The organism is Marinobacter sp. (assembly GCF_034669625.1).
Classification (GTDB): domain Bacteria; phylum Pseudomonadota; class Gammaproteobacteria; order Pseudomonadales; family Oleiphilaceae; genus Marinobacter.
Window position 1 is genome coordinate 127,253 of the sequence record NZ_JAXMOY010000004.1, and the last position, 14,804, is coordinate 142,056.

A 14,804-nucleotide genomic window follows, 5' to 3' on the forward strand; every position below is an offset into this window, starting at 1 on the left:
TACTAGAGTGGTCGGAACATGACTAGTGGTCAGCCAAAATTTGAGCGATTCTAAACCTTTGATGATGAGCAAGCTATCACTAGGCTGTTCCGGACTTGATTCAGGTTAAGAGCACTTTTTCACGCTTCGGATGCCATGGGATTTCGGTGCTCGTAGGGTGTTGATTTTTCGCCTTTATATGCAGCGGCATAGCTAGAACAAAACGGCCTGCCGTTGTCATCATGTGAGACGGAAGTTTCGACTCGAAAGACCCGCCGGATCAAAGTTTCGGTAATGACCTCGCTCGGGCTGCCCGAAACCTCGAGCTGGCCCTCGGCCATAATGGCAATCTGGTCGGCGAATTGGGCTGCCTGATTTAGGTCGTGCAGGGACATAACCACGGTTAATCCATGCTCACGATTGAGCTTGGTTAACAGCTCCAGGACTTCCAGCTGATAGCCCCAATCCAGAAATGTGGTGGGCTCATCCAGCAGCAGAATACTGGTTTCCTGCGCCAGCGCCATGGCGATCCAGACGCGCTGTTGTTGGCCGCCTGAAAGTGACTCAACGGGCCGCCCAGCCAATTCGGATACCCCGGTCATCACCATGGATTCGAAGGCGATTCGATTATCGCCGGCTTGGTTATTCTGCCACCACTTTCGATGAGGAAAGCGCCCCAGCGCGACCAGATCTTTCACCAGAATCCCGTCGGGTACTATCGGTTTTTGCGGCAACATGGCGAGTCGCAATGCCAAACGCCGGCGATCCCATTCGCTCACCGGCATGTCGTCCAGCAAGACCTCACCGGAACGAGCCGGTAACAATCCGGCGAAACTTTTCAGTAACGTGCTTTTGCCAGACCCGTTCGGTCCCAGTAAACAAGTGATGCCGCCTTCAGGAATGGTCAGGGAAACGTTGTTTACAACCGGTGTTGCGCCATACGCCAACGAAAGCTGTTCGGTTCGTATCATGGTGGTATCAGGCCTCAGGATTGCCGCGATAACAGATAAAGGAAGAAGGGCACGCCAAGGATGGCGGACACCACGCCTACGGGCACCTCGTAGGGCGTGAACAGGGTTCGCCCCAGCACATCAGCGCCAACCGTTAACAAGGCGCCGAACACCACACAAAACACCAGTTGTACGGGAAGGTTTGCGCCAGCCAGTTTGCGGCTGATATGCGGGATCACCAATCCAATGAAGCCCACAGGGCCTACGACGCCAACCGCACTGGCTGCGAGCAGGGTTGCAATCAATAACGCAAACGCGCGCCAGCGATTGAGCTTCAAACCCAGGGTATGAACGTGTTGGTCGTCCAGCTGCATCACTTTCAACGGCTTTACCAGCAGGCCAACACCAACCAGCCCGATCACGGTCCAAGGCAGCAACGTAAACAGGTAATCCCACTTCGCGCCATACAGCGAGCCAGCCAACCACTGCGCCACCAGTTCGGTGTGAGCGTGACCCCAGAACGCCAGTACACCAGTGGTCAAGGCATGCAGCATCCCGGCAATCACGGCGCCAGTCAGGGTCATCTTGAGAGGTGATAATTGGCCGTTGCGCAGGCCGAGCAAATACACCGCGACCGCAGCCACCAATCCACCGGCCATAGCAAACCACGGCAAATATTGAAGTACCGGTGAGGTGTTGTTGTATGGATTCGCTCCGGACACAACCCAGTCGCCGATAACAAAAGCGATCACGGCAATCAGGCTGGCTCCCGCGGAAATACCCAGAATGCCAGGTTCGGCCAGGGGGTTTCGACTTAACAGCTGCAGCAACCATCCAGACACAGCAAAGTGAATTCCGATCAGCAGGCCAATGAGCGTTCGAGGCAATCGTATGTCGAAAATAACTCGCTGTACGTGTTCGGAACTGTCGCCGGTTAAACCTACCCAGATTTGGCCCCATGTAAGGTCTACAGCGCCTGACTGCACGCCAGTTACAATGGCCAGAATCAAGCCAATCCCACCTAGTATTATGCCAATGACTGCCCGGTTCGATGGCTTTTGAGCTGTTACGATCGCCGTCACCCTATACGCTCCGAGGTGATTGTTTGGTATTAAGAAGGTAAATCAGCCAAGGTGCGCCGATCAGGGCGGTCAGCATGCCCACCGGCAACTCCTGCGGGAAAGCCAGCTGTCGGGCTAGTATGTCGGCAGCCAGCAAGAGCAACGCGCCAAATAATGCACTCAGCGGGAGCCAGTGTTTGATCTGGCTGCCAATCAAACGTTTGGCTATGTGTGGCGCGACCAATCCGATAAATACGATAGGGCCGGTGAAAGCCACCAATGCAGCTGCAACTAGGAGCGCTAACAGCAAAAATGTGAGGCGCCAGCGCCCAACGGCTAATCCCATGGCAAGCGCAAGGTCGTCGTCCAATTGAAGCAGCTTGAACGGGCGGTGCATAAAGAACAAAACCACCAAGGGCAGTACTAGCCACGGCAAGACTAATTCGAGTTGCACCCAGCCGCGCCCCATCAGGCTTCCCGCCAACCAGTAGTAGAGTTCAGCGGCTTCAGCGCCAGAGACCAATAACAGGCCGGTGGTCACAGCCGTCGCCAGTGAGGTGACGGCGATCCCTGCGAGTACTACCCGCTCGGGCTGAAGTTGCTGTCGGCCGGCAATGACAAAGGTGAGCGCGCCGCCCACAAGGCCTCCGGCCAGCGCCATCAGGGGAAGCCAGAACGCATCCGGTGACGCTAAGGTTCTAAGTGACACCACTGCTAATGCCGCAGATGCAATCACACCGGTCAGTCCTGGCGACGCTAACGGGTTTCGTGTAACGCCCTGTATGACCGCTCCGGCGACGCCCAGTGCTGCACCGCCAAGCATTCCCAGCATATTTCTGGGTAAGCGTAACTCCACCACACTGATTTTGGTGAGCAAATCGCCACCACCGTTCAGCGCGGCCCACAAAGACGAAAGCGATACCCACCGGGAGCCTGCCATTAACCCCAATACAAATAATATCGACAAAATCAGTATTGCTAGCGCGTATAACCTGCAGGGGCGAACGGTGGGTTCACTTTCCATCATTCACCAACCACACTTTCAGGATGGGGCAACAACAGTCGCTCAATATCACCAAGGATGCGATCTCGCGCGATGGGACCTGCACCTTCTTTCCAATAGTGTGGCACCTCAAATACACGTTCGTCGCGAACTGCTTTCAGGTAGGGCCAGATCGGGTTCATTGTAAATGCACGCTGCCGGCTGGTTGGCAACAAAAGTATGGTGTCCGGGTTTAACTCGAGCAGGGCTTCGAGGCTGATTCGGTAGCCCAAAGGAATGCCGTGTTCCGGGTTTGGAGGCTCGCCACCAACATTGTCGAAGCCCAGACGTTCCAGCAATGCGGTCGGCAGAAAGTGATCGTAATAAATGAAGGGGGTCTCGCTGCCGCTGGTCAGCAACGCAATGGTCTTCCCGGACCTACCCACTTCATGCGCGGCGAGTGTTTCAATACGCTTCAGAAACTCCACATTCAGCGCCTCGGCCTTTTCCTGCGCACCCAAGGCACGGCCGGTCACTTCCACCGCACGAAGACTGTCTTGCAAGGTAATGAGATCAAGCGCGAGTAGGGGAGCGATGGATTCGATATGGGAACCGTCTTTCTCGGTATAGCGCCGAATGGCGATAACGAGATCTGGAGCCACTTCTGACAGCACCTCCAGATTTGGCTGATGCCGAGGGCCTAGACCTTGAACGTCTGCTAGTTGAGAGGCCAGATAATCCGGCACACCTTGAAGGCCGTAATCGGTAACGGCCACCGGCTTGACGCCAAGCGCCAGCGACACATCAGCGCCAAAGGTGGAAATCGCTGCGGGTCGGGCCGCCACTGAAGACAACCGCAGGGTAACCCCGCGGTCATCCATCAGCTCGATGTTCTGATTGCCCGCCCAACCGGCCGGTGCAATCAGAACAAAGACCAACGCTATTACCAGGTTCCGTAAACCAAGCATCAGAAATCGAGCTGTGCTTCGAGAACAAAGCTCCGACCAGGCTGAGGTACACGGCCAACCGGGCTGACGTCTACGCCACGGAAGTAATAGTCTTCATCCAGTAGGTTGTTGACCGCCAAACCAAGGTTTAACAAGTTATCGCCGCCGAGAGCGAAGTCACGGCCAACCCGGAAATTAACCAAGTGATAGTCCGGTAGTTCACCCGCGCTGCCGTCTTCGGTTTCCTCTTCGGTGTTGGCTGCATCGCTGTAGCTCGAACCGACGTAAACCCAGTTTAAGCGAGCATCCCAAGCCTGATAGTTGTATACCGCATCGGCACTGACTTTGTGGCGCGGCGCATTGGCCAGCTCGTTACCTTCGTTGTCGCCGGTTAGCTGTTCTGTATCAACGAAGGTATAGCCAAGCCCCAGCTCCCATTCATTGTTGAGGAACCAGCGGTTTGCCAACTCGATGCCTTGATGGCGGGTTTCGCCCAGGTTTTCGTAACGGCTGGTTGAAGAATCGTACTGAATCTGATCTTCATAATCGATGCGGAACAGCGTCGCCGAAGACTCGAGATCCGGTGTGACCTGAAGCCAAGCGCCCAGTTCGTAGTTCCATGCGGTTTCATTTCCCACAGTGCCTTCAAGAGTGGTTTGAGCAATCTGCACAGGAACAAGCGACCGCTGACCGTTGGCAAAGACGTACAGGTCGTCTGAAGCTTGGTAACCGATGGTCAGTCCCGGCAACCATTCGTCAACGTCATTTTCTTCCTTGGCGTTGGTCAGATTATCCCGGAAGTCCATGGCAACATCTTCATACCGAAGCCCCGGCGTTACCGTCAGGCGATCATCCAGGAACGACACTGTATCGCTCACGTAAAACGCCATGGCACGGGTATCCAAATGCCAAGCTCGGATGGCAGTTTCATCGCCTGTAGCCAGTTCAAGCCGGTTCACATCAAATTCAACATCTTCGCTGACAAACCGCGCGCCAAGCGTAATATCGTGGCTACCATGTTTAATCGCGAGTCGTGGCTCGGTGCTATAGACGGTGAACAAACGTGGGGAATCGGCGACAAGGGTAGAGTCTACCGCTGGATCTGCCCAATGGGCGCCACTTGTGAAATTCTGGCCGAAAAAGAACGTACGATCGGCATCGTGAATGAAGTTACGCAATTGAAACTCAACGTCATCCGACGGCGTATAGGTCCAGGTAAATGTGGCGCGAGTCATGTCAGCTTCGTAGCCATCGTACGGACGTTGGCTCTGAGCGCGATCATCCTCATAGGCCTCAGGTGAAAGTGCGCCTGGAAGGTCTGCATCGACACGGTAATATTGGAGCTGGGAAGCCAGTTCATGCTGATCGTTCAGGTAATAGCGAGCGTCCAGAATAAAGTTGTCGACTTCGGTGTCGGCATGATCACGGAACCCGTCACCACGCTGGATGTTTGCCTGAAGCTGCAGGTCGAGATTATCTGTGGCTCGCCCACCAACACGGTAATAGGTATCGGTAAAGACATTGCCGGTTTCTTCGGCAATGGTAATGCGCTCGCGCAGCGTTTGGGTGGTTTCCTCGGAAATGGGTTTAGTCACCATATTGACGACACCACCAACGTTGTTGGGCCCGTAATGCACAGATGCGCCGCCCCGCACTATATCCACGACTTCAAGGCTTGGAAGCGTGACCGGGAATAGTGAAACACCGACATTGCTGTAGGGCCCAATCGCAATCGGATAGCCGTCAACCAACAGCTGCAATCGCTCACTTCGTATAGGGCTCAATCCACGAACACCGATGTTCGGCAGAATACCCGTACCGGTTTCATCCAGCACCGTCACACCCGCTACCGGACGCAAAGCATCCTCCAGGTTCAGGGCACCGGAACTCTGTAACTGGTCTTTTTCTACCACGGTGCGGGCACCGGTGTAGGTTTTTTCAGATTCTTTGGTTGGAGGCCCTAACCAGTCCGCTGTGACAGTAAAACCGGGAAGTAGGGCAGTGCCTTCCGAATTGTCTTGGGCTGCTACTGGAGCTGCCCAGATAGCGGCAAACGACAAGGGAAATAAGGATATGGCAACAGCTAGGGGGTGGCGTTTCAGCGGCTTTACATCTTCTCGTTTGGACATGGAGGCTCCGGCGCTCTCAATAAAGAAAGTGCGCATTATACTGAGAAGCATTCTCATTACAATGCATGGTGACGGAGAAGTTTCAGTGAATTAACCTACAAATTACTCACCAGTATCCATGTGCCGACGCCTGCAAGTGTCAGCCCACCAAAGATTTCCGCCCGATGGCCCAGCAGGGAGCCGACCGTCCGTCCCAACAATACACCAATAGTGACCATCAGAGTTGTTGCTGCACCAATCAAACCAGCCGCGATCCAGATATTGACGTTGATGAACGCCAAACCAACACCTACCGCCATGGCGTCGATGCTGGTGCCGATAGCGGTCAGGCAAACTTTCAACGGCGAATGACTGGAGGGTTTTTCGACATCTTCAGCGCCAGGTTTCAGACCTTCATAAATCATGTGCGCGCCTAAACCCACGAGTAAGAAGAAGGCAATCCAATGCGCCCAGGTCTCAACATAAGCGGAAGCCGTTCGACCAATCAGCCAGCCAATCAGAGGCGTGATTGCTTCAATGGTGCCGAAAACCAGCCCCATACGCAGGGCATCAAAGAACCGAGGATTTCTTAACGTCGCTCCTTTGGCAATGGCAGCAGCAAAGGCGTCGGTCGACATGGCAAAAGCGAGTAACAGGAGCGCGACGGGATTCATTGTGTGGGTACGGACTCGTCTAGTTTTCGGAAGCAGGCTCAGGCTACTTCTCAAAGAGGCGCGAACTTTAGCAACGAGTCTTTCCGCTGACAACTTAACAACAATGATTTAACATAATATACATTATGCGCAGTCGTGGATGCGCTAAACTCTGTATATTCGAAAACCGTGGACAACCACAGAACGTGCTAAAGAATGGCCACAGAAAATCATGAACAAAAAAATCGTTGGCTATGTGTCATCGGCAACAACGCTCATCTACGGAGAACTTCCTGAAGGAAACGTTGCAGGATGCTCGGTACAAATTAGTGCAGCAAACGAAACCTTTGGGGCGCATGGATTATCACAGTTCAAACGCCCCTCGTATGCCACTGGTTTGCTTACCTGATTTAGCTCACTTGTCATGAGTCTTGTTGATCGCGCCGTATAGCTTCCCTGCCCCACTAAACCTAGGTTTCGTTGCTATTTGAGATGTTTTGGTGACTTGAGCGTGAAGTTCAGTATGGTCGCACAGCGAACATTCAGATTTTGGAATAACGCGTGCATAAACGGCGCCCGACTAGGGCGTCCGGTGGAGGCCCACCGGGCTGGAACGAATTTGATGTAATTGTTAGAGATCGTTAACCATGTAATTCCCGAAACGCCAAAGTCTCCATCAACGCTTCCTCAGTTCCGAAAAGAGAAAACGCATTGATATTCATCGAGTCCAGCCTACGCAAAATTTCGCGTCGCAGGTGACTAGGTATGAGGACCTTAGAAATCCTATCTTGGGTATCACTTGAAGTCCCGGTAGCCGCCTCGTGGGGGTGAAAACACCACTCACCGTCTATCTCTGCGATACAGGCCGTGTAATTAGACTGCTGGATAAAATGTCGCTTATGAGTAGTCACATACTGCCCGAGAGTCGCAATTTCAGGCCCACCAACGACTCCTCCCTTTCCATAGCCTAAGTTTCCCACATACATGTAGAGCGCCGAATCTTCATCGTGCATAGGCCCTGAACATGCAAAAAAAAGAGCTACGTATAAAGATCTAGTCCAGTCCAAAAGTGGTGTCGGAAACCCATGATGTCTTAGGTACACCATGAATTCGTATTGTCCCTTTAGAAAGCTCACATCAGAGAGTAAAAAAGTGCGTCCCTCTGTAACACCGTTACTAAAATGGAAGGTAAACTCCCTGTCAGTGAATGACTCAATGGCAGGCTTCACTCGACTCAAATATCGAAGATATTCCTCAAGGCTAAGATCTTGCTTACCAAAACGTTCGAGTGTGGTTTCTAGGCTCCAGCTAGCCCTTGAATGTCCACGAAAGAGAACTGGGGACACGTAAGAGTGCGGATTTGGCTTGCCTGAAAGACATTCTTTCTCCAGGGCGTTGGCAAGCTTTTCAATATCCTGAAATTCTGAAACTTTCTCAATGCTCAAAAGAAACCTCTAACGCCTCAATCAGAGGCAAAAAATAGTTGGTTGTAATTAGCGACGCAGGAGAAAAACCAACTGTTGTTTTGTCCTGCTGAATTGACTTGTTAGGGCTATGGTTTACACAGTATATGAGCTTGAACCCCAAAATCTTTGCACGAACTTATAAACGTATTAATAAGCCAAATTAACTGCACATAGTGAGGTTTGCATTTTTGACCCAAAGCTAATTTGTTTAATTCTCTAGCCAATTTAGTCTTACTCAAAAAAGGTGTCGCAAGTACAATTTTCTTTATAGAGTTAGGGTTTTGATTTACAGCGTCTAGAGCTATTTCTAAATCTTGCCAGTTTTTGGCACCTGTGACCCTACTAATATTGGTGCTTTCATAGTTCTTGTGCCACTCACTATCATATTTATTTTTAAATAGTTGCTTTTCTGCTTGAGTTCGACCAATGTTTTTTAATGCTTGAGCAACAACGTCATGAAAAGCACTAGCACCATATGTATCTTTCTTAGTAAATTTAGAGTGGATAAAAGAGATAGACGGAATAGCGCTATTGCTATCTATAGCAATATGATCAGCCCATTCGTCATTCATGTCATCACAGATAACAATATTATAAGGAACACAATATTGATCTTCTACCTTCCTAAATAGTGAGCTGGCAGGAAATCTAGTTAAATTGGCTGTATGCGGCTTCTCTTTTTCGCTAGAGGTACCAGTAAAGTTATAACTGTCATCGAAAATATTAAGTATTGACTGAATATTATTAACTAAGTGCTTATCTTCAAAACATGACTTTGAATAATATGAATAATTTGGCGAGTCGAACACCGCAGAAAAAGGCTTTTCTTTATTTATATACCCACCTATCGAATAAATATCAGAGCCATTTTCAGTCACTGAAATGCTATCAAGAAGTTTGTTTTTAATTGTAATCAAGCTTTTTGAGTATGATACTTTGCCCGCTAAAGTCACTCCTTTCACCTTCATTAAATTACCATCGACTAAAATAGGAGATTTTAATTGATTAAAAATACTATTAATTTCTCCCCTATCTAATTGGCTGCCATCAGCCTTAGTTAAAACCGCTACACCATTCAACACCTTATTTTCTATTTCAGTCAAATCTATGAGAATAGCCACGACTTTATGGCCTAAATCTAGAATATCCTTTAAGCAAATCGGGGACGCAAAATTACGAAGAAAATCACTTTGATTAGTGGTTACTTTAATTTCCTCTTTAATTTCAACAACCCAATCAACTAGCCCATCAAATGTGGATTTTTTATCTCTATGACTAACTCGAGAAGTACTTGGTGTTAGTGTGTATGAGTCTTCTCCAACTTTCATTCTGAAGTTACTTGGGATTGATCGACTAGACGAATTAGATGAGACAATACCATTCAAGCTTTTAGCTTCTAATGAGCGGGATCTAATGACTGCATTTGATATGCTCATATTTTTCATGGTAACTCGTTCATACTCAGGTTTTTTATCACCATGAAAATGACAGAATTTCTCATAATCAAACTCATCTATAAAAGAAGAAAAATGTTTCTCAGGTGAATCTACATACTTCTTCAAAATAGCCAAGGCATCATCACACTCTATTAATAACAAATAGGCGTACTTTTGTTCTTTAATCAAAGTGCCTTCTAAAAACGAGGGCTCTGCTTCTATCTTGTATGAAACAATAGAATATATGACTTGATTGCCCGATGCAGTTGTATGGTTTTCTTTAGACTCGTTTAAAAGGTAATTTCCTACACGATCTTGAGAGATCTCTTTGAATGTATCTTCAATAGATTTTTTGGTAAGTGCTTTATTTAGCTTATAAAACTGAGCATTCTTACTTAGACTTAAGTCACTAATCATTTTACTAAAATCCCTTTATATACGACTAAATCAGAAAAAATAGCCCTAACGCTTGCAGCATGCGCGCCTACGAAATGGAGCTGAAGACGCAATGTAGAGGGCATCGCCGTGCCTGCACTTGTTAAAACCTGCCATTAGGAACCACCAGGCTTAACCAGTCGCACTGCGACATTGCTGTCTTGCGACCCAGCTTCGTTTTCATGCTGCGAACCGAAAAGAATGAGCCACTGCCCCTGAACCAGCAACAACCCTCCGTTGCCAGCACTGCTCCCATAACTCGTAGTGTAATTACCAGAATAGCTGAATTGAGATTGATCAGACGAGCCAGAGACTGGCTTTAGCTCATAACCTATGGACAACTCATGTGAAGAAACAAAGCCTTTATCCACGCTCGATACTCCAACCTTTAAAAGACTCGACTCCTTCAGAAAACTGGGCAAAAGGTCAGAGGGTGCGCTATCAGCTTTGGTCGCTTGGCACTCACAATACCGAACCTCTAATACCAGCGACTTACTCGAGAGATAGTCTTCAGGAGCGGAGTTTTCGGCAAGAGCAAAGCCGGGGAGCAGGATTAGAAAGAGCAGAATAGACTGCCAAACAATTTGTGATGCTATCCGTTGCATGTGACCTCCTGTTTTTGAGTTTTAACGCTTGCAGCATGCGCGCCCTTGAAATGGAGCCGAAGGCGCAATGGAAAGGGGGTCGCCTTGCCTGCTTTTGTTATGCATCGATGATTCCATGGTTGACTAAATATTCGTATCCATCGTTCGTGACCGAATATTGACCAATTACATTGCTGGAGACTAACCCCTCCGACTCAGCTTGGCTCAAGTACCGTTCAAGCTTGAGGCGATGAATATCGGTAAATCCTGAAATCTTGCCAACATCGAGTTTATCGTACGGGCTTCTTTCAAACGCTTTCGCAATAGCGGTCATCGCAGCCTTCAGGCCATCCGCGGTCCGATCAGGTTTTGACCCGTGTAGTGGCTTGAAGGGGTTTGCCCCTATATCCGGTTTTTCGTATAGCGGAGCATTAAGGAGTGCCCGCAACAACTCATCGAGCGAATATTCCACTTCAGAATCATCAGAAAAATTAATGTACAACTTTGACTGCAAGAATGTGGGAAGAACTGGCGCAGAGGATTGTCGAACGACAGGGATAATTTTATTGCTGTCAATTCTCTTTAACAATGACGCTGTAACGATCATCTTTTCGTAGCCAACACCTCCCTCTCCTGCATTGGCTTTTGCTACGTAGGTTTCTGAGCAAACGATTATGACGTAGTCACATTTTGCCAATTCAGTTTCCATGAAGTGCGGTAGGTCATCACCTGGCCTCAAATCCCATTGATCTAAGGTAGCATCAATTCCGCGATTCCGGAGAGTAGTAGCAAAATCCAAAACCCAGCTTTTGTGTTCAGCTGAGTCATGAGAGTAGGAGATGAATACTCTAGGTGGTGTCATTTATATATGGCCCAGATTGAAATAGATCTCGATGTATAACGCTCGCAGCATGCGCGCCCTTTACATGGTGCCCCAAGCACCATGTAAAGGGCGTCACCGTGCCTGCGCTGTATACAGTCACTCGTCGCCCGGAGGCGCGGGCTTGTTAGTTGGGTTATCACCAGAACTGATAGGTTGATAGCCACCTTTCGGTCGCGGATCTCCAGATGGCATGTCTTGTGGCGACTGCGGCTGATAACCTTTTTTCTCTATATTTTTTGGTTGATAGCCTTCATGAATTGGTCTCTTTCCAGTCTTATCACTCATACAAATTCTCCTTAATTCCTGAGCTCTACGTGTGAAATCTCTGCATGTAATACAATGACGCCAGCAGTGTTATTCTTCTGCCGTTCAAATCCGCCTTTATCACCTACTATCCATGCCTCTTCCAAGTAAATTTGCTCCTCAGCGGGAGCGCTTGACGCAAACGAATTCTCAGCATATCGGCCAGCGATAACCGTACCATCCTTGAGCGTGATTTTTACCCAATATGGCTTTCTTTGGGAAAACACATAATCCCATGGCTTAGCTGTCGGGTGAGGTGCATTTTTCTGGAAAAAGTCTCTAGTTCTCAGATACTTCCAAGCAAGAACCCACATGATAGGCGCGAAGAAGAGAACAAAAATGTAAAAGAGGTAGTAAAGAAACGGATGAACAGAATCTAGCTGGCTATTTTCAACTGCAATGATCGGCAACATCAGAAAAGCATAGTTTATCGAACTGTAAGCAACTGCATCTACGAGCTTCTCTGACGTAGGCCGCTCAGTACCGGGAAATATAAGTTGATAGCACTTGATTGCGATAAAGCCGGGTATCACAAACGCGATAAAAAGCATCAGCTTATCGATTTCCCAGATGTCCATTTAGACTCCTTTGACTGTATAACGCTGGGCTTTGCGGCGGTTTTAGAGGAGCGAAGCGACGGAAAAACCGTCCGGCAACAGCCCTTGGTTAAATCCTGCCCAAGGCATACTGAACCGCCTGCTCAGCATGTATTTCTGTAGTGTCATACAGTTTAACCTCTGTGTCCGAGCTCTTGATCAAAAGGCCTATCTCTGTGCACCCCAAAATTACGCCCTGTGCACCACGTTCAGCCAATGATGCTACAACGTCTAGGTACACAGCTTTTGAATCCGATTTGACTACACCCTTGCACAACTCTTTGTAAATTACAGAATGAACGCTCTCTCTTTGGGACTCATTCGGCACAACAACCCGGATACCATGATCTTCGAGACGCCCAAGATAAAAGGTCTGCTCCATAGTAAAACGTGTTCCAAGTAGCCCTGCACAGGTTACCCCGTCCTTTTTGAGCAAGTTGGCCGTGGCATCCGCGATGTGAAGAATTGGAATGCTTACCGCATGTTCAATTTGGGAGGCGACTTTGTGCATTGTGTTCGTACAGAGAACTAAGAATTCTGCACCTGCCGATTCAACTGACCGTCCGACTGAACCTAGTATTTCCGCTGTTGCCTGCCAATCTCCTTGGTGTTGCAACGCCTCAATCTCGGCAAAATCCACGCTATAGAGAACAAGTTTTGCCGAATGGAGCCCACCGAGTTCGTCTCTTACTCTCTGGTTGATAAGTCGATAATAAGTCTGAGTTGACTCCCAACTCATTCCACCAATTAGACCTATTGTTTTCATCGAGCACCTCCCTGTCGGCACTTTGATTTAACGCCTTGGGTAAGCTGCCGGTGCGGAGCGCAGCGGAGTACCGGTCAGCTTCACCCGTTGGTTAGACGATTTGTGGCTGATAATCAGCATCACAATTTTGCCAAATCATCGATAAGCTGGGGATTTCTATGCATAAAGGTTACGTAAGACCGACCCCGCTTTGACAGAGTGTACCCTCCATTTTCATCCACCAATAAACCTGAGCTAACGGGGTATGCAACGTACTTAACCCAGTCCCAGCCTTCTAGGCCTTCCCCTACAAAATTTTTGATCTCTGTAAAGTGATTTTGCAGACCTTCCTTAGAAATGAAGTTATTGTTTTCAGCCATTATTGCAAATAGGTTGAACTGGGATCTGAAGATCACTTTGTTGATAGCAAAGAAATTAATCGCACTCTGCAAAAGCGAGATTTCTCGCGCCAAGATCTCCCTTTCTTCCTCGCGCGGCAGCTCGAGTGCTCGTAAATGAGTTGAGATTCCTTCATAAATTTCTTCACTGAACTCAGTGGCGGCACTTGAATGCTTTTCCTTGATGGCCTCAACAGTCATATTCTCAGGGAGAGAGACTGAGTTACTCCCGATCGATTCTCTTGTTTCAGTTGTCTGTTTTGCGGCAACGAATTTCGCCGAAATGCCAGCAGTAGTCGCGGAAACTTCCGATACTGCATTTCTCGCGAAGAACCCACGTACGGACTCCAAAATTCCAGATCGAAACCTAAAACCAATCGCTAAGACGACCAACGGCCATGCAAGCGCTTTTGTGATCTCAACGATTACCTCGGGAGTCCATGTACACGCTAAATCTTCCATGATCATTCCTCTCGTCGGTCGTCTAACGCTTACAGCATGCGCGCCAGCCGAAGGCGCAATGTAATGGGCGTCGTCGTGCCTGCAATTGTTATAAAATCACTGCTCGCTGATGTCTCTTGATTTGGGTGTGGGGATTAACCCTATAAACCTTGCCAAACTCAACAAAGTCATGAACAGACCAATCATCGCTTGCCCAATAACCAAAGAATACGCCAACACTCCCAATGGGGTCACGTTGTAATAACCAAAACTGGTCATAACTACAAAGCTTGTGTACACAGCACCAAAGACACTCTCGTGTGATCCTTCTACAGAGAATGAAAAAAGACTATCAAAGAAAATATACTGTGCTGCAAACCAAAATATTATTTCAAAGTAGTTTTGCATAAGAAGCACAACCATTCTTCGATAGCCATGCAGTGTGTAGTCTTTCCCTGCTTTTGTTGCCCTATACTCGTCGAACAGGAGGACATTAGTCTGATAAACAACTACTTCGAAAACTCGTAACAAGGCATACGCAGCAATAGTTAAACCAACGTAGTAGTTTTTTATATACAAAACAGCGGGAACTGATAAAACAGACAGTACCACATGCCCAAGTGCCCAAGCTTCGGAAAAAAGACCCGTTCTAGCGCTAGGAAACAAAAATCTCACAAAGTTAAAAAAAGAGACTTTTCCCAGCACTTTAAAAATAAACGCCCAAAAATCGAGAATGAATGCCTTTGGATTGTCCGAATTTCTCATGTAACTCTCATTTTTTATAACAGCTTATTAGTTTGAATTCTTATTAAACCGCAAACCCACTACCTCATTTAA

The 14,804-nt window shown here is 48.4% G+C and carries 15 protein-coding genes; all 15 read right to left on the minus strand.

The genetic code is table 11. From position 1 onward, the window contains the following. Nucleotides 1-119: 119 nt before the first annotated feature. The 15 genes from VOI14_RS05215 to VOI14_RS05285 all read right to left on the minus strand — a co-directional run bounded on the left by VOI14_RS05215 (nt 120) and on the right by VOI14_RS05285 (nt 14,732). Nucleotides 120-950: an ABC transporter ATP-binding protein gene (locus VOI14_RS05215; RefSeq protein WP_323750975.1), complete on the minus strand. Its 831-nt coding sequence runs from the start codon at nt 948-950 to the stop codon at nt 120-122. Nucleotides 951-964: 14 nt separating this feature from the next. Next, nucleotides 965-1,939 carry an iron ABC transporter permease gene (locus tag VOI14_RS05220; RefSeq protein WP_323750976.1) on the minus strand — a complete coding sequence of 325 codons (975 nt, stop codon included), beginning with the start codon at nt 1,937-1,939 and terminating at the stop codon, nt 965-967. 73 nt (nt 1,940-2,012) lie between these two features. Further along, nucleotides 2,013-3,017: an iron ABC transporter permease gene (locus VOI14_RS05225; protein WP_323750977.1), complete on the minus strand. Its 1,005-nt coding sequence runs from the start codon at nt 3,015-3,017 to the stop codon at nt 2,013-2,015. After that, nucleotides 3,014-3,940, minus strand: a complete 927-nt coding sequence (locus VOI14_RS05230; protein ID WP_323750978.1) for an ABC transporter substrate-binding protein — start codon at nt 3,938-3,940, stop codon at nt 3,014-3,016. Before VOI14_RS05230 ends, VOI14_RS05225 begins: the two co-directional genes overlap by 4 nt. Beyond that, nucleotides 3,940-6,048, minus strand: a complete 2,109-nt coding sequence (locus VOI14_RS05235; RefSeq protein ID WP_323750979.1) for a TonB-dependent siderophore receptor — start codon at nt 6,046-6,048, stop codon at nt 3,940-3,942. Before VOI14_RS05235 ends, VOI14_RS05230 begins: the two co-directional genes overlap by 1 nt. Before the next feature lie 95 nt (nt 6,049-6,143). Then, the gene (locus VOI14_RS05240) at nt 6,144-6,701 is read right to left on the minus strand and encodes a manganese efflux pump MntP family protein (RefSeq protein ID WP_323750980.1); all 558 of its coding nucleotides are present in this window, start codon (nt 6,699-6,701) and stop codon (nt 6,144-6,146) included. A 620-nt stretch (nt 6,702-7,321) separates the two neighbouring features. Next, a complete protein-coding gene (locus tag VOI14_RS05245; protein ID WP_323750981.1) occupies nt 7,322-8,125 on the minus strand; it encodes an FRG domain-containing protein in 804 nt (267 codons plus the stop codon). A 107-nt stretch (nt 8,126-8,232) separates the two neighbouring features. Then, on the minus strand, nt 8,233-9,999 hold the full coding sequence (locus tag VOI14_RS05250) for a hypothetical protein (RefSeq protein ID WP_323750982.1): 1,767 nt from the start codon (nt 9,997-9,999) through the stop codon (nt 8,233-8,235). Between the two features lie 134 nt (nt 10,000-10,133). Continuing rightward, nucleotides 10,134-10,622: a hypothetical protein gene (locus VOI14_RS05255; protein ID WP_323750983.1), complete on the minus strand. Its 489-nt coding sequence runs from the start codon at nt 10,620-10,622 to the stop codon at nt 10,134-10,136. A gap of 97 nt (nt 10,623-10,719) precedes the next feature. Then, nucleotides 10,720-11,463, minus strand: coding sequence for a toll/interleukin-1 receptor domain-containing protein (locus VOI14_RS05260; protein WP_323750984.1), 744 nt, complete (start codon nt 11,461-11,463; stop codon nt 10,720-10,722). Between the two features lie 117 nt (nt 11,464-11,580). Continuing rightward, nucleotides 11,581-11,769 carry a hypothetical protein gene (locus VOI14_RS05265; protein WP_224851627.1) on the minus strand — a complete coding sequence of 63 codons (189 nt, stop codon included), beginning with the start codon at nt 11,767-11,769 and terminating at the stop codon, nt 11,581-11,583. 11 nt (nt 11,770-11,780) lie between these two features. After that, a complete protein-coding gene (locus tag VOI14_RS05270; protein WP_323750985.1) occupies nt 11,781-12,365 on the minus strand; it encodes a DUF6338 family protein in 585 nt (194 codons plus the stop codon). 88 nt (nt 12,366-12,453) lie between these two features. Beyond that, complete coding sequence (locus VOI14_RS05275; protein ID WP_323750986.1) at nt 12,454-13,149, minus strand: aspartate/glutamate racemase family protein; 696 nt, start codon at nt 13,147-13,149, stop codon at nt 12,454-12,456. Between the two features lie 119 nt (nt 13,150-13,268). Further along, the gene (locus VOI14_RS05280) at nt 13,269-13,988 is read right to left on the minus strand and encodes a hypothetical protein (protein ID WP_323750987.1); all 720 of its coding nucleotides are present in this window, start codon (nt 13,986-13,988) and stop codon (nt 13,269-13,271) included. A 96-nt stretch (nt 13,989-14,084) separates the two neighbouring features. After that, nucleotides 14,085-14,732, minus strand: a complete 648-nt coding sequence (locus tag VOI14_RS05285) for a hypothetical protein (RefSeq protein WP_323750988.1) — start codon at nt 14,730-14,732, stop codon at nt 14,085-14,087. Nucleotides 14,733-14,804: the final 72 nt, after the last annotated feature.

Excerpts from the sequence above, each read along its gene's own strand:
- VOI14_RS05215 (WP_323750975.1), bottom strand. The coding sequence starts at position 950 with ATGATACGAACCGAACAGCTTTCGTTGGCGTATGGCGCAACACCGGTT.
- VOI14_RS05225 (WP_323750977.1), bottom strand. The coding sequence starts at position 3,017 with ATGATGGAAAGTGAACCCACCGTTCGCCCCTGCAGGTTATACGCGCTA.
- VOI14_RS05230 (WP_323750978.1), bottom strand. The coding sequence starts at position 3,940 with ATGCTTGGTTTACGGAACCTGGTAATAGCGTTGGTCTTTGTTCTGATT.
- VOI14_RS05235 (WP_323750979.1), bottom strand. The coding sequence starts at position 6,048 with ATGTCCAAACGAGAAGATGTAAAGCCGCTGAAACGCCACCCCCTAGCT.
- VOI14_RS05240 (WP_323750980.1), bottom strand. The coding sequence starts at position 6,701 with ATGAATCCCGTCGCGCTCCTGTTACTCGCTTTTGCCATGTCGACCGAC.
- VOI14_RS05250 (WP_323750982.1), bottom strand. The coding sequence starts at position 9,999 with ATGATTAGTGACTTAAGTCTAAGTAAGAATGCTCAGTTTTATAAGCTA.
- VOI14_RS05255 (WP_323750983.1), bottom strand. The coding sequence starts at position 10,622 with ATGCAACGGATAGCATCACAAATTGTTTGGCAGTCTATTCTGCTCTTT.
- VOI14_RS05260 (WP_323750984.1), bottom strand. The coding sequence starts at position 11,463 with ATGACACCACCTAGAGTATTCATCTCCTACTCTCATGACTCAGCTGAA.
- VOI14_RS05265 (WP_224851627.1), bottom strand. The coding sequence starts at position 11,769 with ATGAGTGATAAGACTGGAAAGAGACCAATTCATGAAGGCTATCAACCA.
- VOI14_RS05270 (WP_323750985.1), bottom strand. The coding sequence starts at position 12,365 with ATGGACATCTGGGAAATCGATAAGCTGATGCTTTTTATCGCGTTTGTG.
- VOI14_RS05275 (WP_323750986.1), bottom strand. The coding sequence starts at position 13,149 with ATGAAAACAATAGGTCTAATTGGTGGAATGAGTTGGGAGTCAACTCAG.
- VOI14_RS05280 (WP_323750987.1), bottom strand. The coding sequence starts at position 13,988 with ATGGAAGATTTAGCGTGTACATGGACTCCCGAGGTAATCGTTGAGATC.
- VOI14_RS05285 (WP_323750988.1), bottom strand. The coding sequence starts at position 14,732 with ATGAGAAATTCGGACAATCCAAAGGCATTCATTCTCGATTTTTGGGCG.